Below are 24,139 nucleotides of genomic sequence, written 5' to 3'. Positions count from 1 at the left end.
GGAGTAGGAGGAGCTGGATGTTCCAGAACGCCGACGAGGCCAAGAAGTTCATCGCGGACGAGGAGGTCAAGTTCGTCGACGTCCGCTTCTGCGACCTGCCGGGCGTCATGCAGCACTTCACGCTGCCCGTCGAGGCGTTCGACCCGGACGAGGAGCTGGCCTTCGACGGCTCGTCGATCCGCGGCTTCCAGGCCATCCACGAGTCCGACATGGCGCTGCGCGCCGACCTGTCGACCTCGCGCGTGGACCCGTTCCGCCGTGACAAGACGCTGAACATCAACTTCTTCATCCACGACCCGATCACGGGCGAGCAGTACTCCCGTGACCCGCGCAACGTGGCGAAGAAGGCGGAGGCCTACCTGGCGTCGACCGGTATCGCCGACACCGCGTACTTCGGCCCCGAGGCCGAGTTCTACGTCTTCGACAGCGTGCGTTTCCAGACGTCCGCGAACGAGTCCTTCTACCACATCGACTCCGAGGCCGGCGCCTGGAACACCGGCGCGCTCGAGGACAACCGCGGTTACAAGGTCCGCTACAAGGGCGGCTACTTCCCGACCCCGCCGGTCGACCACTTCGCCGACCTGCGTGCGGAGATCTCCCTGGAGCTGGCCGCGTCCGGCCTCCAGGTCGAGCGCCAGCACCACGAGGTGGGCACGGCCGGCCAGGCCGAGATCAACTACAAGTTCAACACGCTGCTCGCCGCGGCCGACGACCTCCAGCTCTTCAAGTACATCGTGAAGAACGTCGCCTGGCGCAACGGCAAGACCGCGACCTTCATGCCGAAGCCGATCTTCGGCGACAACGGCTCGGGCATGCACGTCCACCAGTCGCTGTGGACCAACGGCTCCCCGCTGTTCTACGACGAGGCCGGCTACGCGGGCCTGTCGGACACGGCCCGCTACTACATCGGCGGCATCCTCAAGCACGCCCCGTCGCTGCTGGCCTTCACCAACCCGACGGTGAACTCCTACCACCGCCTGGTCCCGGGCTTCGAGGCGCCGGTCAACCTGGTGTACTCGCAGCGCAACCGCTCCGCGGCCATGCGCATCCCGATCACGGGCTCCAACCCGAAGGCCAAGCGCGTCGAGTTCCGCGCGCCCGACGCCTCCGGCAACCCGTACCTCGCCTTCTCGGCCCTGCTCCTCGCGGGCCTCGACGGCATCAAGAACAAGATCGAGCCGGCCGAGCCGATCGACAAGGACCTCTACGAGCTGGCCCCCGAGGAGCACGCGGGCGTCGCCCAGGTCCCGACCTCGCTCCCGGCCGTCCTGGACCGCCTGGAGGCGGACCACGAGTTCCTGCTCGCCGGCGACGTCTTCACGCCCGACCTGATCGAGACGTGGATCGACTACAAGCGCACGCACGAGATCGCCCCGCTCCAGCTGCGTCCGCACCCGCACGAGTTCGAGCTGTACTTCGACGTGTGACCGGACCGGGCCCGTGGGCCCGTCGTGACGCCCCCGTTCTGTTTCTCAGGACGGGGGCGCCGTCGTATGGTTCTGGGCACTGCTGTTCGAGAACAGGTGACGGGGAGAGACGGGGATGCCCGAACAGGACGACGCGGAGCGGGAGTTCGACCTCAAGTGGGCCGACTCCGCCCCGCACAAGGAACCCTCGGCGCGGGCCCGGATGCTGGCCGCCCGGTGGAAGGAGAACCCGCCCGAGCCGGTGCCTTTCCGGGGCGACCCCGGTCCGGTGGCCCCGCGTCGCTCGTCGTGGCTGTCGACGGCGCTGGTGCTGGGGTGCGTGGTGGGGCTGATCGTGCTGCTGGGGTGGGTGCGCTTCCGGGCGCCGTATTAGAACATCGCGCGATGCCCGATACCGCCGGGGTTGTCGGCGGCGCGGTGTTATTTTTGTGGCCCTTCGCTCACCGTCGGTATCCGCGACGGCATCGAGAACGGTTGGTCCGGTGACAACAGCCCGCCCCGCGCGTACCGCCGTCGTCGTGACGGCGCTCCCTGTGGAGTTCTCCCCGCTGCGGGACCGTCTCGGGGCCGCCGGGGCCCGGCACACGGGGCAGCTCAGGGCCGGCAGCACCGTGGTGCAGACGTTCGCACTCGACGGCGCCTACGCCTCGTGGACGGTGCATCTGGCCCAGGTGGGCATGACGAACGTGGTGGCGGCCCTCGGCACGCACGGCCTTCTGGAGGTGCTGCGCCCGGACGTCGCGCTCCTGGTCGGGATAGCCGGCAGCCTCAAGGAGGACGTCCCGCCCGGCGACGTCGTGGTCGCGACCAAGGTGTACGAGATCCACGGCGCCAAGGTGACGGCGGCGGGCCGCGGCGCGCGTCCCGACGCGGTGGAGACCTCGCACGCCCTGAGGCAGACGGCCCTGTACGCGCGGGTCGGAGCCGCGTGCCACTACAAGCCGATCGCCTCGGGGGACGTCGTGCTCGACGCCGGCGACGGGGACATCCGAAGCCGGCTCGAGAGCACCTACCAGGACGCCGTGGCCCTGGAGATGGAGGGCTTCGGCTTCTGCATGGCGGCGCAGCGCCACCGTACGGAGGCCCTGGTCGTCCGCGGGATCAGCGACCGTGCGGACGGCGGGAAGGGCGCCGCCGACGCCGGGGGCGGCCAGCAGACAGCGGCGGCTCGCGCCGCTGAGGTGGCCGTCGCCGTTTTGCTGGAGCACCAGCCCGAGAGCGTGCGCCGGACGGGGGGTGGTGGCGACGACGGACACGGAGGCGACCACGGCACCACGGCCGGGAGCGGAGCCGGCGGCGGGACCGGGAGCGGAGCCGGCGGCTCAGGCAGCACCGGTGGCGACAGCGGGACCAGCGGCGGAAGCGGAGCCGGTGGCGGGGGCAAGGGCACCGTCGGGACCGGTGGCGGGGGCGGTTGGAAGAGGCCATGGCTCCGGCTTCGGACGCCGGGGTCCGGGACGCGATCGAGCCGCTTCAAGGGGCGGGCGAAGCTCGCCTGGCTCCCGGTCGCCGCGGCGGCGGTCACACTCGGGATCGTCCTTCAGTCGTGCGGCAACGGGGCGGCCGGGTCCGACGACGGCAGGCAGTCCTCCGCGTCCGTCGTCCCCGCCCTCGCGTCCTGTGAGCGGGCGGACGCCGCTCCCGTGCTCGTCGCCGCCTCCGCCGACAAGTCGGAGCCCATGCGGCGCGCGGCCCGGGCCTACGGCAACCGGGCCGCCGGAGGATCCTGCCTGACGGTGAAGGTGGAGGAGCGCAACTCCGGCGAGGCGATGCGCGCGCTCGTCGACGGCTGGAGCGAGTCGGACGGGACCGAGCCGGACGTGTGGGCGCCGGCCGGGAACACCTGGCTCTCGTTGGCGAGGGCCGGCGCGAAGGGGGCGAACGCGAAGCGGTTCCCCGCCCGGGCGCAGTCCATCGTGCAGAGCCCGCTGACCGTCGCCATGCCCAAGCCCATGGCCGACGCCCTGAACTGGCCCGAGGCCCGGTTCACCTGGGGGCAGCTGGCCCAGTGGGCGCAGCACGCCGACGGCTTCTGGGCGGCTCGCGGGAAACCGGAGTGGGGGTCGTTCAAGCTCGGCAAGACCAACCCGAAGTACTCCACGTCGGGTCTCAACGCGACCGTGGGCGCGTTCTACGCCAAGACGGGCACCAGCGGCGAACTGGGCGTCCCGCACATCGACAACGCCGAGAACCAGAAGTTCGTCAAGAGCATCGAGCAGGCCGCCGTCCACTACGGCGACACCACCCTGACCTTCCTCGCCAACCTCCGTGAGGCGGACCGGAGCAGTCCGCAGAAGGCCATGTCGTACATCTCCGCCGTCACGGTGGAGGAGAGCAGCGTGGCGGCATACAACGCGGGCTACCCCTGCGGCGCGCTCAGCGCGGACAAGGACTGCGCCAGGACGGCGCCGCCGGACACCCCTCTGGTCTCCTTCTACCCGAAGGACGGGGTGCCGTTCTCCGACCACCCGTACATCGAGCTGAACGGGATGGACTCCGCCCACAAGGCGGTCGCCGACGACTTCCTTCGCTACCTCCAGAGCCCGGCGGTCTTCGACGCGCAGTTCGCCCCCTACGGCTTCCGCACCCACACGGGCGCGATCCCCGCGAAGTCCGCGCTGCTCACGGAGGCCAACGGGATCCCCGAGGCCGAGTTCACCCACATGCCGATGCCCAGGGGCGACGTCCTGGCCCGTCTGCTGCGGCTGTGGCCCGATCTGCGCCGGCCCGCCAACGTCTGCATCCTCATCGACACGTCGGAGTCGATGAACAGGGTGATCCCGGGCACCGGCGACTCCAAGCTGGCGCGCCTCCAGCAGGCCGGGCCCCGGCTGTTCGGCGAGTTCACCGCCGCCGACCGGGTGGGTCTGTGGAAGTTCTCGGACGCCTTCACGCTCGGCGGCAGGAACGACTACAAGGAACTGGTGCCGCTCGGCCCGTACCGCGCGCGGATGGCGGGGAGCACCCGCGCGGAGCTGCTGGCCGAGAACGTCGGGAACCTGACGGCGGAGGGCGCGACCGGTCTCAACGACACCCTCGACGCCGCGCTCAAGGCCATGCGGGCCCATTACGACCCCCGGGCCATCAACGCGATCGTGCTGCTGACCGACGGGTTCAACGAGGACGGCGACAGCCTGTCCGACGCGGCGCTGGAGCGGGAGATCAAGGATCCGTCCCAGCAGCGGATCCGTGTCTTCACCATCGCCTACGGCAGCGAGGCCGATCCCAAGGACCAGCAGGGCAGCAGCGCGCTGAAGGAGATCGCCAAGGCCGGCGGCGGGAAGTACTACGACGCGAAGCGGGCCGAGACGATCGACCAGGTCATCACCAGCGTGATCTCCAACTTCTGACCCCGTTCCTTTGCCTCCCGAAGGAGGTATCGGGGTCTGCGCATGGCGGGCGCGGGCGCACAATGGGCGGTGGGACGAGTGCCTGACTGCGGGGTGGTGCAGATGCGGAGCCGTTTCCGGAGCGACCGCGGACTGACCGTGCGGATGACGGTCACCCTGTTCCTGCTCGGACTGCTGTACGTGGGGTTCGTCGTCGCGCTGATCGTGCTGCTGAAGTCGTGGCTGCTGGTCGTGGTGCTGATCGCCGCCATGTTCGTCGCGCAGTTCTGGTTCTCCGACCGGATCGCCCTGTTCGCGATGCGCGGGCGGGTCGTGGAGCGGGAGGAGTATCCCGAGCTGCACGCCGTCGTGGACAGGCTGTGCGCCCTGTCGGACATGCCCAGGCCGGTCGTCGCCGTCTCGGCCATGGACATGCCTAACGCGTTCGCCACCGGGCGCAGTCCTCGCAAGGCCGTGGTGTGCGTGACGACGGGGCTGCTGGACCGGCTGGACCCGGCGGAGCTGGAGGGCGTGCTCGCGCACGAGCTGTCGCATGTCGCGCACAAGGACGTCGCCGTGATCACGGTCGCCTCGTTCCTGGGCGTGATCGCGGGACTGATCGTGCGGTTCGCGTTCTACTCGCAGGTCTTCGGCGGCGGCCGCCGGGACCAGAACACCGCCGCGGTCTTCGCCGCCGTGATGGGGGTCTCGGCCGCCGTGTACGCGCTCAGCTTCCTGCTGATCAGGGCCCTGTCGCGATACCGGGAGCTGGCCGCCGACCGCGCCGCCGCGCTGCTCACCGGACGGCCCTCGGCGCTGGCGTCCGCGCTGGCCAAGGTGTCCGGCGACATCGCCCGCATCCCGACCAAGGACCTGCGCACCGCGCAGGCCTTCAACGCGTTCTACTTCACCCCGGCCACCGGCAGGGAGCCCGGCATCGAGCGCTTCTTCTCGACCCACCCGACCCTGGAGCAGCGCCTCGGCCGGCTGGAGCGGATCTCCGCCGAACTGGGCGAGCCTGCCGCGCCCGGGAAGGCCGGCTGAACGGCATGGGGCTGCTGGACATCCTGCTCGGCCGGACCAGACCGGTCGTCCCGGACCTCGACCGGCTGTTCGCGCTGCCGTCGGCGGCGGTGACGCTGGAGGCGGCCGCCGGGTTCACGCCGACCGGCCGGGGCGCGGTGTGTTTCGCCACCGTCGAGGGCCCGGCGTTCGAGCAGACGCACCGCGAGGTCCAGGCCCTCCTCGACGCGGACACCGAGCGCACCGGCCCCGCGGTGCGGCTCGTGCGGGACGACTACGGCTACTCCTGGCTCGTCTCGCACCGCGCGCCCGGCGAGTTGCCGGCGCTGGTCAACGATCTGCACGCGGTGAACAGCGCGATGGAGGCGGGCGGCTTCGGGCCGCAGCTGCTGTGCTCCCTGGCCGGGTTCGAGGAGGGGGCGGCGGGCGGCGCGGGAGGGCGCCGGCTGGCGCTCGTGTATCTGTACAAGCGCGGTTCGTTCTACCCGTTCGCGCCGCAGCCCGGCACGGGCCGACGGCGCGACAACGCGCTGGAGTTGCAGGTGAAGGCGGCGCTCGGGAACGACCTGCGTATCGAGCAGGACCTGAGCCGATGGTTCCCGGTGTGGGGCGCGCCGGGACTGTAGGCAGTCCGGGGCCCGGCGCCCCCTCGGGGCGCGCCGGGCCGACGGACGGTTCCGCAGGGTCGCGGCCGGGTCACTTGCCGCGTTCGCGCTCCTGGCGGCGGGACTCCAGGGGGCGTTCACGGCGGTAGCGGCGCTCCCACCGGGCCTGCGTGTCACGGCGCTGACGGTAGGCCTTGTACGAGGTGGGTGCGGGCGCCGCGCTCGGGGCGGGTCCCGCGGACGGCGTCGACGTCGCCGACGTTCCGAGGCCGTAGCGCACGTACAGGAAGAGGACGGCGACGGCGGCGAGCCAGTACAGCGGGTTCCCGAACCCCAGGACCACCAGGACGACGGCCGCGGAGAGGACGACGGTACCCATGGTGTGCCTCCTTCCTGGGCGGCAGACGGTGACCGAGCGTTGCGACAGGGGCGCTGCCGCGTCTCCAGGGTAGGGAAACGGTCACTCACCGTGCACCTGGTTTTCCGTGGGCCCGGTCGCGCGAGGCGAGGCCGGCCCGGTCGCGGGCGGCTCTCAGACCCCCGGGGCGGCCGACACCACGCCCGCCGCGACGGCTCTGCACAGGGCCGTGTGGTCGGCGGTGGTCTGGGCGGCGTAGGCCAGGGCGAACTCGGCGACGGCGCGTTCGAAGGTGTCGGCGCCGCCCAGGTAGCCCGCGATGGCGAGCCGGTCGCCGGACCGGGCATGGGCGCGGGCGAGCGCGGCCCCGCACAGCCGGGCGTAGGCCAGCAGCTCGGCCGGGGCCGTCCCGGCGGTGTCGGCACGGCACTTCGTGTCGCGCAGCCGCCGCCAGTGGAAGGCGCGGCCCTGCGGCCCGGTCATCCAGCCGAGGAAGACGTCGGCGCCGGCCTGGAGCAGCCGCTGGCCGGCGACGACCCGACGGCCCGGATGCACGAACGGGCCGGTGGGCAGATGCTCCTCCAGGACGGACTGGCGGGCCTCCTTGAGCTGCAACAGGAGCAGGTCCTCGGCGTCGCGCCCGGCCAGCAGCACGACGAAGCACCGGGTGCCGACCCCGGCGACGCCGACGACCTTGCGGGCGGCGTCGACGAAGCGGTAGCGGTCCAGCAGCAGGCGGCGTTCGTCGGTGAGGGTGGACCGGTAGTCGCTGAAGATCTTGCGGAGGGCCGCGCTGTCGGAGGCTCCGGCCGGCTCGAGCGCCGGCGGGTCGTGGACGATCCGCCGGCGTCCTTCGACGACCTCGGTGAGCCTGCCGAGCGGCCGCAGGCCGGTGCGGCGGCGGGCGCGGGTGAGGCTGGCGTCGGCGCGTGCGCGCTGCCGGGCGGAGCCCACGAGGGGCAGCAGGCGCTCGGCGTCGACGCGTTCGTGCCAGACGGCGAGTTCGCCCAGCCGGGCCAGCCGGCGCATGGCGTCGCGGTAGGCCGCCGCGGACTCCAGGGCGGCGCGGTGCACCGTGCTCTCGCGGTGCCCGTTCTCGCGGGCGGCCACGGCGACGGAGGCGGCGAGCCGTTTGACGTCCCACTCGAAGGGGCCGGGGAACGTCTCGTCGAAGTCGTCGAGGTCGAACAGCAGGGCCCCTTCCGGGGAGGAGTACACCTCGAAGTTCAACAGGTGGGCGTCGCCGCACAGTTGGACGTTCAGTCCGGTGTGCGGCTGTGACGCCAGGTCGGCGGCCATGACGGCGGCCGAACCGCACAGGAAGGCGTGGGGCGAAGCGGCCATCCGGCCGTGGCGCACGGGCAGCAGCTCGGGCAGCCGGTCCCGGCCCTGCCGCTCCAGCACGGCGACGGGGTCCGCCCGGTCGACGGGCGGGAGCCAGGAGGCGTGGGCGGACCTGGGGACGCGGCCCCGGGCCGCCTTGCCGCGCCGGGCGCGCTCGGCCGGGGTGGTCATCCGCGTCGCCTTCGCACCACGTCAGCCTCCCGTCCCACAGACGTCGCCGGGGCCTCTGTTCGCAGTGAAGGCCGCGGCGGGCACCCCCGCACGGCGAATACGCCGAACGGGGGACCCGCCACGACCGGGAACGGCCCCGGACGCGTCCCACGGGACGCCCGGCGGGCGGCCGCCCGCACGGCCCCCGGGCGCCGGTGACGTCGTCGCGCGTGAGGGCGGTTGTCAGTGGGGTCGGGGAGGATGCGGGCAGGGGCCGGCGACGGACGGCAGGGCGTCGGACCCGCCGGGCGCCGGGGCGGCCGGACACGACGGGCGAGGGCGGGCGGAGGCCGGGATGGGCGAGGCACAGCGGTACATCGGCGGGGCGGAACGGCGGGCGAGGCTGGCCCTGCGGCACCGGCTCGCCCCGGAGGCGCGGGCCGCGACGCCCGAGGAGGTGGCCGACTCGCTCGTGGCGCTGCACGGCTCCGACCCGGGGGCGGTCTATCTGGCGGTCGGCGCCCGCCTCGCCGACGCGTCGGCCACCGTGCCGGAGACGGACCGGGCGCTGTACACGGACCGCAGCCTCGTGCGGATGCACGGGATGCGGCACACGGTCTTCGTGTTCCCGGCGGAGTCGACGGCCGTCGTGCACGCCTCGACGGGTCTCGCGGTGGCGGCGCGCGAACGGGCCAAGCTGGTGAAGGACATGGCGACGGCGGGAGCCCCGGACGCGGTCTGGCTGAAGGAGGTCGAGGAGTCCGCACTGGCCGCCCTGGCCCGGCTCGGACAGGCGACGGCCGCCGAACTGGCCCGCGAGGAGCCCCGGCTGCGGGAGCAGTTCGCGTACGCGGCCGGGAAGCCGTACGAGGGCGTCCACACCGTCGTGTCCCGGCTGCTGAGGGTGCTGGGCGTCGAGGGCAAGGTGATCCGAGGACGTCCGCTGGGCTCGTGGACGTCCAGTCAGTTCCGGTGGGCCCTCGCCCCCGAGCATCCCGAACTCCCGCCGGAGCAGGCGCAGTCCGAGTTGCTGCGGCGCTGGCTGGCGGCGTGCGGCCCGGCCACGGAGGCCGACCTGAAATGGTGGACCGGCTGGCGCGTGACGGACGTACGGCGGGCGCTGAAGGCGATCGGGGCGCGGGCGGTGGCCCTCGACGAGGGCACGGGCCACGTCGTCGACGGCGATGCGGATGCCGCGCCCGCGCCCGCGGCTCCGTGGGCGGCCCTGCTGCCGGCGCTGGATCCGACGGCGATGGGCTGGCAGGGCCGGGACTGGTATCTGGCGCCCGGGTTGCGTCCCGCACTGTTCGACTACAGCGGCAACGTGGGGCCGACGGTGTGGTGGGACGGCCGGGTCGTCGGCGGCTGGGCCCAGCGCGCGGACGGGGAGATCGTGTGGCGGATCCTGGCCCCGGAGGGCGTCGGCCGCGAGGCGTCGGCGGCGATCGAGGCGGAGGCGGAGCGGCTGGCGGCGTGGGTCGGCCCGACCCGGGTGACGCCGAGGTTCCGGACGCCGCTGGAGAAGGAGCTGACGAGCTGAGAGGCGCCGGCGCCGGGAGAGCGGCGCCGGGCCCCGTCCGCACGACGGCGCCCGGCACCCGGCTCGACGGCTCAGCAGCTCACCGGCACGTCGGCCGACCGGCTCACCGGCTGTAGCGCATCAGGGCCCGCACCATGTGGCACGTCGTGTCCGACGGCGGGTGCACGCCGATGAGTTGCGCCGTGCTGCGGATCTTCTCGTTGCGGGCCTGGTTCGGCATGTAGACGCCGAGGTCGAGCAGCGCGATGGCGAGACGCATCGCCTTGAGACGACGGTTGTGCGTGACGTACCACTCGCGGGGCCTGCCGGGCGGCAGCGGCCGCTTCTCGACGGGCACGCAGGGCAGGTCGAGCGGGACGGAACGCTTCGCGGTGGACTGGGTCGCGGACGGCTTCGGCTTCAGTGCGGCAGCGGGCACAGGCATCCTCCTGTCGCGGTCAGGGTCCGGTCCGGCGCCTCCGGCGGACCCTCGAACACTGCTTCTATTCTACTGCCCACCACTGACAAAAGCCCCTGATCACATGGGCTTTGAGGCCGGTTTCGGGCTACCGTGGCGGGCATGGAGATCTGGATCAACCCCGCCTGTTCCAAGTGCCGCAGCGCCCTCACGCTCCTCGACGCGGAGGGCGCCGACTACACCGTCCGCCGCTACCTGGAGGACGTGCCGAGCGAGGCCGAGATCGCGGAGGTGCTCGACCGTCTGGGCCTGGAGCCGTGGGACATCGTCCGCACCGGCGAGGCCGCCGCCGGGGAACTCGGCCTGAAGGACTGGCCGCGGGAGGCGAGCACGCGCGGACGCTGGATCGGCGCCCTGGCCGCGCACCCGAAGCTCATCCAGCGGCCGATCATCACCGCGGACGACGGCACCGCCCTCGTGGCCCGCACGGACGAGGCGGTGCGGGACGCACTGCCCCGCTGAGCCCGAACGGGCCCCCCGGCGCCGGACCGGCCTTCGCACCACGGGAGTGACCGCCCTCCCCGGCGGAGCAACCGCCCCTCGCCCGACGGGAGTCGAGGGCCCCGGCGCCCTGTGACGCACGTCACCAGCAATCACCCCCGCGACAACTGAGCAGCCTCGTTCGGTATCTCGTACATAGCGGCGTACGCTCCCCTATCCGTCAGGAGGCGCGCATGTCGCGCAGGAGAACAGTCGCTACGAAGAAGAAGATCGCGCTGCTCGTCAGCGCGGCGGCGGTCGCGGGCGCCGGGGCCTTCGTGATGGCGAACACCTCGAACGCCGCCCAGACGCCGCAGAACGCGACGCCGCTGTCGGCCGCGAACTCGACGGTCTGTCAGGGACTCGCCACCGCGCTCGGCAACAACCAGAAGTTCATCGACGGTCAGCGGGCCGCTCCGGACGCGCAGTCCGAGGCGCGGATCGCAAACCGCGAGGCGGTCATCGCGCAGATCAAGGTCCAGCAGAAGGCGTCCGGGTGCGCCGTCGGGGAGTCGGCTCAGGACTCCCAGGCGGGCGGCTCCCAGGCAGGCGGGGCACAGCAGGGCGGGGCGCAGCAGGGCGGGGGGCAGGCTCAGCCCTCGCAGGCGGCCTCCGCCCCCACCGGGAACGGCGGCAACGCCGGGAACAACGGCGCGGCGGGAAACGGTGGCGCCGCCTCCGGCCGCCAGGTCTGCAACGGTTCGACGGTCACCCTGTCGGGCGAGGCCGGCGCCCCGGCGGCGTCGAGCAACCAGTTCCCGGCCGGGACCAAGCTGAAGGTCACCAACCTGGACAACAACAAGTCCACGACCGTCGAGGTGACCTCGGTCTCCGGCAGTTGCGCCCTGCTCAACAACGCGGCCTTCGAACAGGTCCGTGAGCCCGGCAAGTTCCTCATCCGGCGGGCCCTGATCGAGAAGGTGGGGTGAGGCTCAGCCGCCGAGGAAGGCGATGAGCCGGCGGCCCGCGTCCTCGGGGAGGGCGGACGGCAGCGCGTGGTGAGAGACGTCCGGGACGACGATCGTCTCCAGATCGCGCACCGCCGCCCCCGCACGGGCCGCCGGCCCGTGCGCGAGGGGGCCCGGCCCGCCCGGGAGGAGCCGGGGGCGCGGCGAGGTCCTGCTGTTCGCGGCCACGAGCAGCAGGACCGGCGCGTCCAGCCCCCGCAGGTCCTCGGGCCGCGGGCGCGGGCCGGTGACCGGGCGTCGCGCCGGGAATCCCGCGGCCGCCTCCTGGAGCCGCAGGCAGTCGGGGTCCAGGCCCGCCCCGCCGGTCTCCCACTCCAGGAAGGCGCGCACCCGGCGCGGGGTGGGGCGCAGCAGCATCGGCAGGGCGCGCAGCAGGTACGTCGTCGCGAACCCGGCGAAGCACTGGGTCGGGTCGAGGAGGAACAGGCGACGCACCCGCTCGGGGGCGCGCAGCGCGAGGCGGAGCGCGAGCCAGCCGCCGTAGGAGTGGCCGCCGACGTCCGCGCGGTCGACGCCGAGGCCGGTGAGCACCGCGTCCAGCCAGGCGTCGAGGTCGGCGAGGGTGCGCACCCCGTCGCCGGTGCTGCGGCCCGCCGCCCCGACGAGGTCGAGGGCGTACACCCGCCGCACCCGCGCGAGGCCGGCCGCCTGGGCGTACCAGGACGCCGAGGTCGCTCCCCCGCCGCCGGGCAGGAGCAGCACCGGGGGCGCGTCGCGCGGGCCGCAGGCGTTGACGTGCGCGGCGCCGTACGGGGTGGGGACTCGGACGGCCTCGCGGTCGGCCGGCCATCTGGCCATGACGGTTTCGTAGGCCGCCTGGAAAGCCTCGTCGTCGTACGCGTTCATGAAGCCCTGCCCCCTGCCTTCCGATATCATCTCGCCCAGCGAGAGACTCGCCGAGCGAGATGATAGCCGAGGGAGCACCGCCGTATGCCGACCGACGACCCGCACCTGGAGACCGTGCACCTGCTGCGCGCGGCGACGGTCGAACTCGGGCTGCACAGCGCCCGGTTCGCGCAGCGCAACGGGATGCACCCGACGGACGTGCGCGCGCTGATCGTCCTCATGGACGCGCGCCGGGCCGGCGAGGAGACCACGACGGGGCGGCTCGGGGCCGCGCTCGGCCTGAACTCGGCGGGCACGACGGCCCTCGTCGACCGGCTGGAGCGCGCGGGGCACGTGCGGCGGGTGCGCGGCGCCGCGGACCGCCGCCGGGTCGTCGTCGAGGTCGACGAGCGCGCGGTGGAGCTGGGCCGGGCCTTCTTCGGTCCGCTCATCGCGCGCGTGAGCGGCCTGCTGGAGGGATACGACGAGCGGCAGCGGGCCGCGATCCACGGCTTCCTGGAGGGCGTGCGCCGGGCCGCGGCCGAGGCGGACCGACGCCCCGGACGGCCCCCCTCCCGGCCCGCCCCTCCCCCGGCGGCGTCCTCGTCGCGTGAGGCCGGCCACACGAGCGCCAGGTAACACGGGGTTCACATTCGAGCAATGACCGGGAAATCGCCTGTTGACAAGCTTCCGGGCAAACAGGCGGCGCCCCAGTGCCGCAGCGCCGCAGCACCCGCACGTGCGTCAGACACACCCCGAAGGAAGTGGCCCGTGACCTTCAAGGCTGAGTACATCTGGATCGACGGCACCCAGCCGACGGCGAAGCTCCGTTCCAAGACGAAGATCATCGAGGGCGCTCCCGCCGGTCTCGACGCGCTGCCGATCTGGGGCTTCGACGGGTCCTCCACGAACCAGGCCGAGGGCCACGCCTCGGACCGTGTCCTCAAGCCGGTCTTCACCTGCCCGGACCCGGTCCGCGGCGGCGACGACATCCTCGTCCTGTGCGAGGTCCTCAACATCGACATGACGCCGCACGAGTCCAACACCCGTGCCGCGCTCGCCGAGGTGGCCGAGCGGTTCGCCGCCCAGGAGCCGATCTTCGGCATCGAGCAGGAGTACACGTTCTTCCAGGACGGCTACCCGCTCGGCTTCCCCAAGGGCGGCTTCCCCGCCCCGCAGGGCGGCTACTACTGCGGCGTCGGCGCGGACGAGATCTTCGGCCGCGAGGTCGTCGAGGCGCACCTCGACAACTGCCTCGCCGCCGGTCTCGGCATCTCCGGCATCAACGCCGAGGTCATGCCCGGCCAGTGGGAGTTCCAGGTCGGTCCGCTGGCCCCGCTGGAGGTCTCCGACCAGCTGTGGGTGGCCCGCTGGCTGCTCTACCGCACCGCCGAGGACTTCGGCATCGCCGCGACCCTCGACCCCAAGCCGGTCAAGGGCGACTGGAACGGCGCCGGCGCGCACACCAACTTCTCCACCAAGGCGATGCGCGAGGGCTACGACGCGATCATCACCGCGTGCGAGTCGCTCGGCGAGGGCTCCAAGCCGCTCGACCACGTCAAGAACTACGGCGCCGGCATCGACGACCGTCTGACCGGTCTGCACGAGACCGCCCCGTGGAACGAGTACTCCTACGGCGTCTCCGACCGCGGCGCCTCGGTGCGCATCCCGTGGCAGGTCGAGAAGGACGGCAAGGGCTACATCGAGGACCGCCGCCCGAACGCCAACGTCGACCCGTACCTGGTGACCCGGCTGATCGTGGACACCTGCTGCACCGCGCTGGAGAAGGCCGCCCAGGTCTGATCCCCGCACGTCCCACGAGGGGCGCCCGCCGACGGTCCGGCGGGCGCCCCTCGCCGTCGTCATGGGGCCGGCGCCGTGCCGGGGCGCGTCCACGCTGTGAGAGGAGACTCCTGCGACGGGCGGGCGTCTGCTTCAATGGGGGCATGGCCGGCTACCAGAAGAACACCGCGACGGGTCGCCTCGACCTCGAGCCGTTCTGGCCCTCCCGTCAGCACCACGACTTCGACCGGGTGTGTTGCCGCGCGACGAACGCGCGGGCCCTCTAAAGCCGTTCACCCGGCCTTCGGCCAGCGCGCACGACGTACGTCCTCGACGAGCCCGATCACGCATCGCGGCCGTCGTCCTTCCCGACGAACTCCTCGCGCGAAAGAGCTGACGTCTCATGGCGACCACCCGTACCCTCTCCTCCGCTCCCGCCCTCCCCGCCACCGCCGCCCCGGCCGGCGCCGCCCGTCACCGGCTGCGCGCCGTCGACCGGGACGAGGTGGTCGACGTCGCGGACTTCCTGCCGCCGGGCGCGACCTGGCTGCCCGCCCCCCAGCACACCCTGCCCGCCCTGCCGGGCCGGCCGCCGATGGTCGGCTACCTGGTGCTCGTCCCCGCCGACCAGCAGCCGCCGTTCCCGCCCGTGGCGGTGCCGGAGCGGCCCGCGGCCGACGAGGCCGGGCCCGCCGGACGCCCGCTCGTGCGGATCGACACCGTGCAGCGCACCGCCGAGGTGGACGGACGCCGACTCGACCTCACCTACCTGGAGTTCGAACTGCTCGCGCACCTCGTGGCGCACCCGAACCGGGTGCACACCCGCGACCAGCTCGTCACCACCGTGTGGGGCTACGGCCACGTCGGCGACGGCCGTACGGTCGACGTCCACATCGCCCGGCTGCGCCGCAAGCTGGGCGCCCAGTACCGCCAGTCCATCCAGACCGTGCGCCGCGTCGGCTACAAGTACACCCCGCCGACCCCCCGCTGACCCGCCCCCTCTGCCGACGGCAGAGGGCGGTTGGCTTCCGGCCGTGCAGCGGGCACAGTCACCGGCATGAGACTTCTGGTGCTGGGCGGAACGGAGTTCGCGGGACGGGCCGTCGTGGAGGCGGCCCTCGGACGCGGGTGGGACGTGACGGTCCTCAACCGGGGACGGCAGGCCGCCGCCCCGGGCGTCCGGTCGCTGACCGGCGACCGGACCGCGCCCGGCGGCCTGGCCGCGCTCGACTCCCCCGGCGAAGGCGACTGGGACGCCGTCGTCGACACCTGGTCGGCGGCCCCGCGCGCGGTGCACGAGGCGGCGCGGCTGCTGCGCGGCCGCGCCCGCCGGTACGTGTACGTGTCCAGCTGCTCGGTGTACGCGTGGGCCCCGCCCGCCGGCTACACCGAGGACGCGCCGGTCGTCGGGGACGCCGCGCCCGACGCCGGGCAGAGCGACTACGCGCGGGACAAGCGCGGCGGCGAACTGGCCGCCCTCGACGGATTCGGCGAACGCGACAGCGTCCTCGTACGGGCCGGGCTGCTCCTCGGGCCGTACGAGAACGTGGGCCGGCTGCCCTGGTGGCTGACCCGGATCGCCCGCGGCGGCCCGGTCCTCGCGCCCGGCCCGCACGACCTGCCCCTGCAGTACGTCGACGTCCGCGACCTCGCCGAATGGATCCTGGGCGCCGTCGAGCAGGAGCTGAGCGGGCCGTACAACCTGATGAGCCCGCAGGGCCACACGACGATGGGCGGACTGCTGGAGGCGTGCGTGCGCGCCACCGGCTCGGACGCCGAACTGCGCTGGACGGCGCCGCGGACCGTGCTGGACGCGGGCATCGAGCCGTGGACCGAGCTGCCCGTGTGGGTGCCGCCGGGCACCGACCTGCACGACGCCCTGCACGCGGCCGACGTCTCACGGGCGGTGGCGGCGGGTCTGTCCTGCCGTCCGGTCGGGGAGACCGTCGCCGACACCTGGAGCTGGCTGACGTCGATCGGCGGTGTCGCGCCGCAGCGTCCGGACCGGCCCCGCAGGACGCTGGACCCGCAGGTCGAGGCGAGGGTCCTCGCGGCGGGCGCCGGCGCCGCGGGCACGGGGGGTGTATCTGGCACCACCCCCTGAGCGGGGACCCCGGCCCAGTGACCGCCGCCCGGCGGTCCGCGAGACTGACGCCATGAACGCCAACACGCAACGCGGCAGCATGGGCACGCAGGTCCGGGCGGTCGCGCTCGCCTCCGGCCGGTCCCTCGTCCTGGCCCTGGTCTGCCTGCCCGAGGCCATCCTGTGCTACACGGTCGCCGTCGTCTCGATCGCGCTCGTCCCCGTCGTGGGGGTCGGGCTGGTCACGACACCGTGGGCGCTCACCTGGGTGCGGTCCTTCGCCGGCCGGCGCCGGACCCTCGCGGCGAAATGGTGCGGCATACGCATCCCCGCCGCCTACCGGCCGGTGCCGCGGGACGCCAAGCCGTGGGTGCGCGCGGCAGCGATGCTCCGGGACCCGGCGACCTGGCGTGATCTGCGGTGGCTCCTGGTCGACATGACGGCCGGATACCTCACCGCGCTGCTGCCGGCCGCGCTGGTCCTCTACGCGGTGGAGGGCTTCGCCCTGGCGGCGGGGATGTGGCGGGTCTACCGGAACGCGACCGGCGACACCTACTGGTACGGCTTCGTGCCGGTCACCGACCAGACGTCGGCCTTCGGCGCGGCGGCCCTGGCCTGCGTGCTCCTCACGCTCGCCTACTTCCACACCCCGCGACTGCTGACGAACCACTTCCGCCTCACCCGGGCCGTACTCGCTCCCAGCCAGGCCGAACTGGCCGAACGCGTAAGGGTGTTGACCGAGACCCGGCGGGACGCCGTCGACTCGTCCGCCGCCGAGCTGCGGCGCATCGAGCGCGATCTGCACGACGGCGCCCAGGCGCGGCTGGTGGCGATGGGCATGGACCTCGGAACCGTCGAGATGCTCGTCGACAAGAACCCCGAGAAGGCCAAGGAACTCCTCGCGCAGGCCCGCCGGTCCTCCGCCGAGGCGCTCGGCGAACTGCGCGACCTGGTGCGCGGCATCCACCCGCCGGTGCTGGCCGAGCGCGGACTGGGCGACGCGGTGCGGGCCCTGGCGCTGCGGCTGCCCATCGCGACGGAGGTCGAGGTGGAGCTCGCGGGCCGGGCGCAGGCGCCGGTGGAGTCGGCCGCCTACTTCGCGGTGAGCGAGGCGCTCACCAACGCGGTCAAGCACTCCGGCGCCGACCGGATCTGGGTCGACGTGCGGCACTCGGACGGCAGTCTGCGGATCTCGGTCACCGACAACGGCAGGGGCGGCGCGGTGATCGGGGCGGGCTCGGGCCTGACCGGACTCGAACGGCGGCTCGGTACATTCGACGGTGTCCTGGCCGTCGGCTCGCCCGCCGGCGGTCCCACCATGGTGACCATGGAGATCCCTTGCGTGTTGTCCTAGCCGAAGACCTCTTCCTGTTGCGGGACGGTCTCGTCCGGCTGCTGGAGGCCTACGACTTCGAGATCGCCGCCGCCGTCGAGTCCGGGCCCGAACTGGAGCGGGCCCTCGCCGAACTGGAGCCGGACGTCGCCGTGGTCGACGTCCGGCTCCCGCCCACGCACACGGACGAGGGGCTCCAGTGCGCGCTGGAGGCCCGCCGCAGGAAGCCGGGGCTTCCGGTGCTCGTGCTCTCCCAGCACGTCGAGCAGCTGTACGCGCGCGAACTGCTCGCCGACGGCAGCGGAGGGGTCGGCTATCTGCTGAAGGACCGGGTCTTCGACGCGGAGCAGTTCGTGGACGCGGTGCGGCGGGTCGCCGCGGGCGGCACGGCGATGGACCCGCAGGTGATCCAGCAGTTGCTGGCCCGGCGGGCCAACGACGGCCGCGGGCCCGTGGACCGGCTCACCCCGCGCGAACGGGAGGTGCTGGAGCTGATGGCGCAGGGCCGGTCGAACGGGGCTATCGCGGGCAGCCTGGTGGTCACCGAGCGGGCCGTCGCCAAACACACCGCGAACATCTTCGTGAAGCTGGGCCTGGAGGTCTCGGACGACGACAACCGCAGGGTGCTGGCGGTTCTGGCCTATCTGGACCGCGGTCTGTGAGTGGTCAACTGCGGTTAACTGTGCGGGCTTTGGAGAGGTTTTGTCGTTGTGGGCTCTCATGAATTTCTGAGCGGGCTGAACACCTGTGGGGCGTGATGCGTAAGGGAGGAAGCAGCTTCAGCTTCACTCCTGTCGGGCGCCTCGATGCTGCCCCGCAAGGAAGTCAGAGGAGTTCCATGGGACGCAACACACGTAAACGCCGTTCGTCGATGGCCACGAAGGCCGTGGCAGCATCGGCGGCCCTAGCGCTCGGTGGGGGCGGGCTGATCTGGGCGAACTTCTACGCTTCGGCGCACGAGTCGAACAGCTCGGGCCAGAACGAGACCAAGGCCGCCAACGCGGCCGTGCAGGTCGCCACCATCTCCTGCCCGGACGTGGGGCAGAAGCTGACGAGCGTGCCCAACGGGGCCAAGCAGGGCGTCGCGAGCGAGCTGGCCAACCTCGACAAGCAGATCACCGAGGCCTACGCCCGGCTCGCCTCCACCCGCCAGGCCCAGGCCGGTGACCCCGGCTTCGTGCAGAACGCGATCGTCGGCCCCCTCAAGGAGAAGCGGGGCGCGACGATCGACCGGATCCGCATCAACATCCAGCGCTCGGGCGGCCAGTTCGACAACTCGCTGAGCCAGCTCGCGGCCTGCACCACACAGGTGGCGAACAACACGAACGCCGGTCAGCAGAACGGCGGCCAGAACAACGGCGGCCAGCAGCAGGGCGGCCAGCAGAACGGCGGCCAGCAGCAGGGCGGCAACGGCGGCCAGCAGCAGAACGGCGGCCAGAACAACGGCGGTCAGCAGAACAACGGCGGCCAGAACAACGGCGGCCAGCAGCAGGGCGGCAACGGCGGCCAGGGCGGCAACGGTCCCGTCGCCTCAGACTTCGTCGACATCACGAAGGTCCAGGCGAACGTCAAGGCCAAGCCCCGCAAGAACAACCGTGCCTCGAACGGCACGTTCAGCGCCTCCTGCGGCGTGAACGCGAACAAGAACTTCAACACCGACAACGTGATCGTGGCGCCGGGCGTGACCAACGGCGCGCACCACACGCACGACTACGTCGGCAACCAGAAGATCAACGCGTTCTCCAGCAACAACACGTTCCTCCAGGGTGGCACCAGCTGCTCGAACAAGAGCGACCTGTCGTCCTACTACTGGCCGGTGCTGCGTCTGCAGAACGGCACCCAGGAGTTCGACCAGAACCGGGACGGCGGTGGCAAGGAGGGCAACGTCGGCAAGATCCTGACCGCCAAGCAGGCGGAGATCAAGTACGTCGGCAGCCCGAAGAGCAAGGTCGTCGCGATGCCGCAGTTCCTGCGGATCATCACGGGTGACGCCAAGACCACCACCAACGGCCTGGCGAACGCCAACGCGCACTGGAGCTGCACCGGCTTCGAGAACAAGGTGCAGCTGACCGAGCAGTACCCGATCTGCCCCCGGGGCAGCAGCGTGGTCCGCTCGTTCGCCTTCCAGAGCTGCTGGGACGGCAAGAACGCCGACAGCGCCAACCACCGTTCGCACGTGGCCTTCGCCGACGCCAACGGCAACTGCCAGAACGGCTTCAAGGCGATCCCGCAGCTGACGATGCGCCTCGTCTACGACGTTCCCGCGCCGGTCGTCCAGAACGGACAGGTGAAGAACGCCTACGCGGTCGACGGCTTCCCGGAGCAGCTCCACAAGCCGTCCACCGACCACGACGACTTCATCAGCATCACCAAGAACAACCTGGCGAACAAGATCGCCAGCTGCATCAACCGCGGCCAGCGCTGCCAGTGACACGCTGACGCGGTGACCGCACGGAAGAGCCGGCGGTGGGAGATCCCACCGCCGGCTCTTCGCCGTCCGCACCGCGGGCGGACGGTCAGTGACCCGAGTGCGCGGAGTGGTCGGTCCCCTCCTCGATGTCCCCGCCGAGCGTGGTGCGCAGCGCGGCGACCGTGGCGTCCTCGCCGACGGCCACCCACTTGCGGCCGACGAGGTAGTGGCCGCCGTAGTCCTTGGCCGTGTTGATCCACTCGCGCAGTCCGCGGTCGGTGGCGAACGTGGCGAGGATGAATTTGCCGTCGTGGTTCTTGCAGATCGCCTGGCGGATCTCGTCCGCGTCGGTCTGCATGTCGGGGGTGCACTTCACCTCGGCGGCCAGCTGCTCCAGGCTGCCGGTCGCCACGCCGGGGATGGACGCCTGCGCCTTCCCGGAGCCGCCGGAAGAGCATCCCGCCAGCAGCAGCGCCGCAGCGGCGGCCGCCGTCGCGAGCATCGGTCGGGTCATCTTCATCTGTTCCTCCAAGCGAGAGCCTCGCCCTGGATACGGCTCCCGCGCGCGGTGCGCTCAAAATACCGGTGCAGGCCGGGAGACACGCGTGCGAAGGTGAGCCGGTGAACCACGACTGGGAAGACCGCGTGAGCGCCGCCTGGGCCTCTTTCGACGACTACCCGGAGGCGAGGGCGGCGGACTTCCGGGCGCTGATCGACGCGCTCGTCGCCGAACTGCCCGGGGACAGCCCGCTGGGACTGTTCGAGCGGGCCTGCGCCTGGGACTCCACCGGCCACTCGGACCGGGCGGCCCCGCTCTACCGCGAGGCGCTCGCCCGCGGCCTGAGCGACGTCAGCGGTTACAAGGGCAGACGCGCCAAGATCCAGCTCTCCAGCTCGCTGCGCAACATCGGCCGCGCCCAGGAGGGCGTCGAGCTGCTGACCCCCGAACTGACGGCGCCCTCCGACGAACTGGACGACGCCGTGCGCGCCACGCTGGCCCTGTGCCTGTCGAGCCTCGGCCGGGACCGCGAGGGCCTGTCCCTGGTGCTCGGCGCCCTGGCCCCCCATCTGCCGCGCTACCAGCGCTCGATGGCCCACTACGCCCGCGCGCTCGTCACCGGCTGACCGCCGCCGCGACGCGTCGCCGGCCCGCCGGGACGGCCCTGCGCCCCGGCGGCCGGGCCCGGCGGGGCGGGCGGCGGGCCCGGCGGGGCGGGCGGCGGGCCCGGCCGGGTGGTGACCTATCGCGCGTCTCGCTCGTTCTGGTGGGCGTGCAGCCACAGGATGTCGCCCCACGCCCCGCAGCCCGATCCGCAGCCGACCGGACCGTCGACGCCGAGCAGGCCGAAGCAGCGCTCGTCGAGCACTACCCGCGTCTGGTCCGGCTCGCCTATCTCGTGCTGCCGCCCGGCCTCGGCCGCGGCCGGCGCGTCCTGACCGCGCACGCCCTCGTCCAGCGCGCCCTGCCGCGCGGCCGGGCGTCCGCTCCCGTCATCCCGGCCCAGTCCACCGGCCGCGACGGCGACCCCGGGTACGCCTACGTCCGTCTCCAGGTGGTCCGCTCGGCGCTGGAGGCGGGACGTCCGCTGACGCTGCGCTCCCTGACCAGGCGGGCGCAGCTGCCGGCGCTGTTCCCTCAGGTGTGGGGGCTGCGCCTGTTCCCCCGGCCGGGCGGCGCCGACGAACTCGCCCTCGACCAGCGGCTCGCCGCGCTGTCCGGCCCGGCGCGGGCCGCCTACGTCCTGCGCGGTCTGGAGCGGCTTCCCGACGGCGACGTGCGCGAGGTGCTGACCGGGGCCGGCGTCGAGAAGGCGGAGGCCGCCCTGCGGGAGGCCGCCGGGGTGCCGGCGGCGCAGTACGCGCTGCTCGCCGAGTCCGGCGAGTTCGACCCCTGCGTCCTCCAGGCCCGGCCCACCGATCTGATGCGCCGCCGTCGGCACACCAGGGCAGCGCTCGCCGCGGCGGCCGCGCTCGCGGTGTGCGGCGCGCTGGTGGCGCTGCCCGGCGACGGCTGGGGGCCGGACGGCGCGGCCGCTCCCGCGTACGCGCGCAACCCGGCCGCCGAGGCCGCCCTCGACCCCGGACGGCTGGTGCGGATCTCCCCGGCCGTCTGGAGGACCTCCGCCCGCACCGACTTCTCGGTGTGGCCCGCGCGCGGCGCGCTGGTCCGCGACACCGCGCTGCTGCGCCGCGCGCTCGCCGTCTGGGCCCGGCCCGGGGAGACCGTCCAGGTCTCCGCGACCCCCGAGACGCCCACCGGGGGCCCGGCCGGCCCGCCGCAGCTGCTCTACGCCGGAGAGGTCGCCAACGCGCGCGTGGTGATCCTCTACGACGGACTGCGCATCGCCCGCTACGCGGAGCCCAGGGACGGCACGGCGGGCGCGGCCCTGGACTTCGCGCGGGTCGACGGCGCGACCGGCGCCGAGGCGGCCGCGCTGGTGCTCGACCGGGCCGACGGCAACGTCCGCTATCTCACGGCCCCGTGGGTGACAGGGGCCGCCGAGCGGGACCTGTCGAAGCCGGGCGCCGGGACGATGGAGCTGGCGCTGGCCGACGGGATCACCTCTCCGCTGGCCAGCCCGGCCACCCGGACCACCGCGTGCACCACGTGGAACGTGCTCCAGCTGACGGACGCGTCCGGAAGCCATCTGCTCAGCGACCTCGGGGAGCTCGTGCCCGCCCGGCTCACCGCGGGGCGGCCGACCGGGGCCGCGGACGCGAGCGGCGCGCAGGCGCTGCGGACGTGGGCGCCGTTCGCGTGCTCGCTGGCCGACGCGCGCGGGCAGGGCGTCCGGACGGTCAACGCGTGGGGTTACGCGCGCCAGCCGCTGCCCGACGGGAGCGGTTCGGCGTCCTGGGTGTGCACCAGGGCCGAGACGTGGCGGGGTGACGGCAACCGGGTGCTGGCCCAGTTCCACACGCCGGGCGGCCTCTTCGGGGCGGCCGTGGCGAAGGCCGGTGACGTGCCGGCGTGCGGTCCGCGCGATCCGCATGTGCTGGCCGGGGTGCTGTGGAAGTCCAAGGGCGGCCACTGGTACCTCCTGGCGGCCGGCGACAAGGACACGGAGTCCGTGCGCGCGACCGGCGGGGTGCGCGGCTCGGGGCGGGGGAACCTGCTGACGCTGGCGGCGAAGCAGGGCGCGCAGGCCGGTCTGGAAGGCGAGTCGAAGAACGGGCGGCCGATCAGCGGACTGCGCTGACGGTCCGCTCGCGCCCGTTCCCGGGTGGGCGGCCCGGGCCGGCCGGGCGACCGGCCGGCCCGGCGGATCAGGGGGAACACCCGGAGCGGTCCGGTCCGTTCGAGTCCGGATTCGATCGGTAAGGTGTTCGCATGACTACCGGGGTTCGTCGCAGAATGGGAGTCGAGGAGCGTCGGCAGCAGTTGATCGGCGTCGCCCTCGAACTGTTCGCCCAGCGTTCGCCGGACGAGGTCTCGATCGACGAGATAGCCGCCGCCGCGGGCATCTCGCGCCCCCTCGTCTACCACTACTTCCCCGGCAAACTCAGCCTGTACGAGGCCGCGTTGAAGCGGGCCTCGGAAGATCTGGCGAGCCGTTTCACCGAGCCGCACGAGGGGCCGCTGGGCGCCCGGCTGCTGCGCGTGATGCACCGGTTCTTCGACTTCGTCGACGCCCACGGACCCGGCTTCTCCGCCCTGATGCGCGGCGGTCCGGCGGTCGGCTCGTCGACGACGAACGCGCTCGTCGACTCGGTGCGCCAGATCGCCTACGAGCAGATCCTGTCGCATCTGGGCGTCACCGATCCGCCGCCGCGGCTGGAACTGGTCGTCCGCTCCTGGATCTCGCTCTCCGAATCGACCGCGCTGATCTGGCTGGACGGGCGGCGCATCCCGCGCGAGGAGCTGGAACGCCAGCTCGTGCACGACTTCGCCGCGCTGACCGCCGTCAGCGCGGCCTACGACGACGAGCTGCGCACCCTGCTGCGGCCGGTGCTGGGCGGCGAGCCCGCGGACGGCCCCTTCGGCGACCTGGCCACCCGGCTGATCGCCCTCGCGTCCTGAGCGC

The 24,139-nt window shown here is 73.0% G+C and carries 24 protein-coding genes; 19 read left to right on the top strand and 5 right to left on the bottom strand.

Annotated features, from left to right (window positions below; translation table 11 throughout):
- The first annotated feature begins 17 nt into the window (after positions 1-17).
- The 5 genes from glnA to ACGFSH_RS04025 all read left to right on the top strand — a co-directional run bounded on the left by glnA (position 18) and on the right by ACGFSH_RS04025 (position 6,405).
- Entirely contained in the window at positions 18-1,427 is a 1,410-nt protein-coding gene (gene glnA, locus ACGFSH_RS04045) for a type I glutamate--ammonia ligase (protein ID WP_393344726.1), read from the top strand.
- Positions 1,428-1,542: 115 nt separating this feature from the next.
- Positions 1,543-1,800, top strand: coding sequence for a hypothetical protein (locus ACGFSH_RS04040; protein ID WP_393344724.1), 258 nt, complete (start codon positions 1,543-1,545; stop codon positions 1,798-1,800).
- Between the two features lie 145 nt (positions 1,801-1,945).
- Complete coding sequence (locus ACGFSH_RS04035) at positions 1,946-4,777, top strand: substrate-binding domain-containing protein (protein WP_393344722.1); 2,832 nt, start codon at positions 1,946-1,948, stop codon at positions 4,775-4,777.
- A gap of 102 nt (positions 4,778-4,879) precedes the next feature.
- Positions 4,880-5,800, top strand: a complete 921-nt coding sequence (gene htpX / locus ACGFSH_RS04030; RefSeq protein WP_393345476.1) for a zinc metalloprotease HtpX — start codon at positions 4,880-4,882, stop codon at positions 5,798-5,800.
- A 5-nt stretch (positions 5,801-5,805) separates the two neighbouring features.
- Positions 5,806-6,405 (top strand): hypothetical protein, encoded by a 600-nt coding sequence (locus ACGFSH_RS04025; RefSeq protein ID WP_393344720.1) that lies wholly within the window; start codon positions 5,806-5,808, stop codon positions 6,403-6,405.
- A 70-nt stretch (positions 6,406-6,475) separates the two neighbouring features.
- Here the strand turns inward: ACGFSH_RS04025 and ACGFSH_RS04020 are convergent, their stop codons facing one another.
- Together ACGFSH_RS04020 and ACGFSH_RS04015 are read right to left on the bottom strand one after the other, a co-directional pair.
- Positions 6,476-6,763 (bottom strand): hypothetical protein, encoded by a 288-nt coding sequence (locus tag ACGFSH_RS04020; RefSeq protein ID WP_393344718.1) that lies wholly within the window; start codon positions 6,761-6,763, stop codon positions 6,476-6,478.
- Positions 6,764-6,916: 153 nt separating this feature from the next.
- Positions 6,917-8,257 carry a DUF2252 domain-containing protein gene (locus tag ACGFSH_RS04015; RefSeq protein WP_393344716.1) on the bottom strand — a complete coding sequence of 447 codons (1,341 nt, stop codon included), beginning with the start codon at positions 8,255-8,257 and terminating at the stop codon, positions 6,917-6,919.
- A gap of 334 nt (positions 8,258-8,591) precedes the next feature.
- On the opposite strand from ACGFSH_RS04015, the gene ACGFSH_RS04010 reads away from it, so the two are divergent.
- Positions 8,592-9,776, top strand: a complete 1,185-nt coding sequence (locus ACGFSH_RS04010) for a winged helix DNA-binding domain-containing protein (RefSeq protein ID WP_393344714.1) — start codon at positions 8,592-8,594, stop codon at positions 9,774-9,776.
- A 103-nt stretch (positions 9,777-9,879) separates the two neighbouring features.
- Here the strand turns inward: ACGFSH_RS04010 and ACGFSH_RS04005 are convergent, their stop codons facing one another.
- Complete coding sequence (locus ACGFSH_RS04005) at positions 9,880-10,194, bottom strand: hypothetical protein (protein ID WP_351355877.1); 315 nt, start codon at positions 10,192-10,194, stop codon at positions 9,880-9,882.
- A gap of 141 nt (positions 10,195-10,335) precedes the next feature.
- On the opposite strand from ACGFSH_RS04005, the gene ACGFSH_RS04000 reads away from it, so the two are divergent.
- Positions 10,336-10,695, top strand: coding sequence for an arsenate reductase family protein (locus ACGFSH_RS04000; protein ID WP_393344712.1), 360 nt, complete (start codon positions 10,336-10,338; stop codon positions 10,693-10,695).
- 212 nt (positions 10,696-10,907) lie between these two features.
- On the top strand, positions 10,908-11,642 hold the full coding sequence (locus ACGFSH_RS03995; protein WP_393344710.1) for a hypothetical protein: 735 nt from the start codon (positions 10,908-10,910) through the stop codon (positions 11,640-11,642).
- A 3-nt stretch (positions 11,643-11,645) separates the two neighbouring features.
- Here the strand turns inward: ACGFSH_RS03995 and ACGFSH_RS03990 are convergent, their stop codons facing one another.
- Entirely contained in the window at positions 11,646-12,527 is an 882-nt protein-coding gene (locus tag ACGFSH_RS03990; protein ID WP_393344708.1) for an alpha/beta fold hydrolase, read from the bottom strand.
- Between the two features lie 84 nt (positions 12,528-12,611).
- Here ACGFSH_RS03990 and ACGFSH_RS03985 point away from each other — a divergent pair, with 84 nt between their 5' ends.
- The 8 genes from ACGFSH_RS03985 to ACGFSH_RS03950 all read left to right on the top strand — a co-directional run bounded on the left by ACGFSH_RS03985 (position 12,612) and on the right by ACGFSH_RS03950 (position 20,135).
- The gene (locus ACGFSH_RS03985; protein WP_393344707.1) at positions 12,612-13,145 is read left to right on the top strand and encodes a MarR family winged helix-turn-helix transcriptional regulator; all 534 of its coding nucleotides are present in this window, start codon (positions 12,612-12,614) and stop codon (positions 13,143-13,145) included.
- 132 nt (positions 13,146-13,277) lie between these two features.
- A complete protein-coding gene (glnII, locus tag ACGFSH_RS03980; protein WP_393344705.1) occupies positions 13,278-14,309 on the top strand; it encodes a glutamine synthetase in 1,032 nt (343 codons plus the stop codon).
- A gap of 143 nt (positions 14,310-14,452) precedes the next feature.
- Positions 14,453-14,575, top strand: a complete 123-nt coding sequence (locus ACGFSH_RS03975; RefSeq protein ID WP_393344703.1) for a hypothetical protein — start codon at positions 14,453-14,455, stop codon at positions 14,573-14,575.
- Positions 14,576-14,691: 116 nt separating this feature from the next.
- Positions 14,692-15,279, top strand: a complete 588-nt coding sequence (locus tag ACGFSH_RS03970; protein WP_393344701.1) for a winged helix-turn-helix domain-containing protein — start codon at positions 14,692-14,694, stop codon at positions 15,277-15,279.
- 66 nt (positions 15,280-15,345) lie between these two features.
- A complete protein-coding gene (locus tag ACGFSH_RS03965; protein ID WP_393344699.1) occupies positions 15,346-16,392 on the top strand; it encodes an NAD-dependent epimerase/dehydratase family protein in 1,047 nt (348 codons plus the stop codon).
- A gap of 52 nt (positions 16,393-16,444) precedes the next feature.
- A complete protein-coding gene (locus ACGFSH_RS03960) occupies positions 16,445-17,725 on the top strand; it encodes a sensor histidine kinase (RefSeq protein ID WP_393344697.1) in 1,281 nt (426 codons plus the stop codon).
- Positions 17,710-18,366: a response regulator gene (locus ACGFSH_RS03955; protein WP_393344695.1), complete on the top strand. Its 657-nt coding sequence runs from the start codon at positions 17,710-17,712 to the stop codon at positions 18,364-18,366. The genes ACGFSH_RS03960 and ACGFSH_RS03955 overlap by 16 nt, the downstream gene beginning before the upstream one ends.
- A 176-nt stretch (positions 18,367-18,542) precedes the next feature.
- Complete coding sequence (locus ACGFSH_RS03950; protein ID WP_393344693.1) at positions 18,543-20,135, top strand: DUF1996 domain-containing protein; 1,593 nt, start codon at positions 18,543-18,545, stop codon at positions 20,133-20,135.
- 85 nt (positions 20,136-20,220) lie between these two features.
- Here ACGFSH_RS03950 and ACGFSH_RS03945 read toward each other — a convergent pair whose 3' ends face one another.
- Complete coding sequence (locus ACGFSH_RS03945; protein WP_393344691.1) at positions 20,221-20,634, bottom strand: hypothetical protein; 414 nt, start codon at positions 20,632-20,634, stop codon at positions 20,221-20,223.
- A 101-nt stretch (positions 20,635-20,735) separates the two neighbouring features.
- Between ACGFSH_RS03945 and ACGFSH_RS03940 the strand changes: the two genes are divergently transcribed.
- From ACGFSH_RS03940 to ACGFSH_RS03930, 3 genes are all read left to right on the top strand, one after another.
- Positions 20,736-21,239 (top strand): tetratricopeptide repeat protein, encoded by a 504-nt coding sequence (locus ACGFSH_RS03940; RefSeq protein WP_393344689.1) that lies wholly within the window; start codon positions 20,736-20,738, stop codon positions 21,237-21,239.
- A gap of 146 nt (positions 21,240-21,385) precedes the next feature.
- The gene (locus ACGFSH_RS03935) at positions 21,386-23,314 is read left to right on the top strand and encodes a hypothetical protein (RefSeq protein ID WP_393344687.1); all 1,929 of its coding nucleotides are present in this window, start codon (positions 21,386-21,388) and stop codon (positions 23,312-23,314) included.
- 131 nt (positions 23,315-23,445) lie between these two features.
- A complete protein-coding gene (locus tag ACGFSH_RS03930) occupies positions 23,446-24,135 on the top strand; it encodes a TetR/AcrR family transcriptional regulator (protein ID WP_393344686.1) in 690 nt (229 codons plus the stop codon).
- Positions 24,136-24,139: the final 4 nt, after the last annotated feature.

Origin of the sequence: Streptomyces sp. NPDC048481, assembly GCF_043200075.1 — a bacterium.
GTDB lineage: Bacteria > Actinomycetota > Actinomycetes > Streptomycetales > Streptomycetaceae > Streptomyces.
The sequence above is the reverse complement of the archived record's forward strand: the minus strand, read 5'-3'. Positions and strand labels throughout refer to the sequence as shown.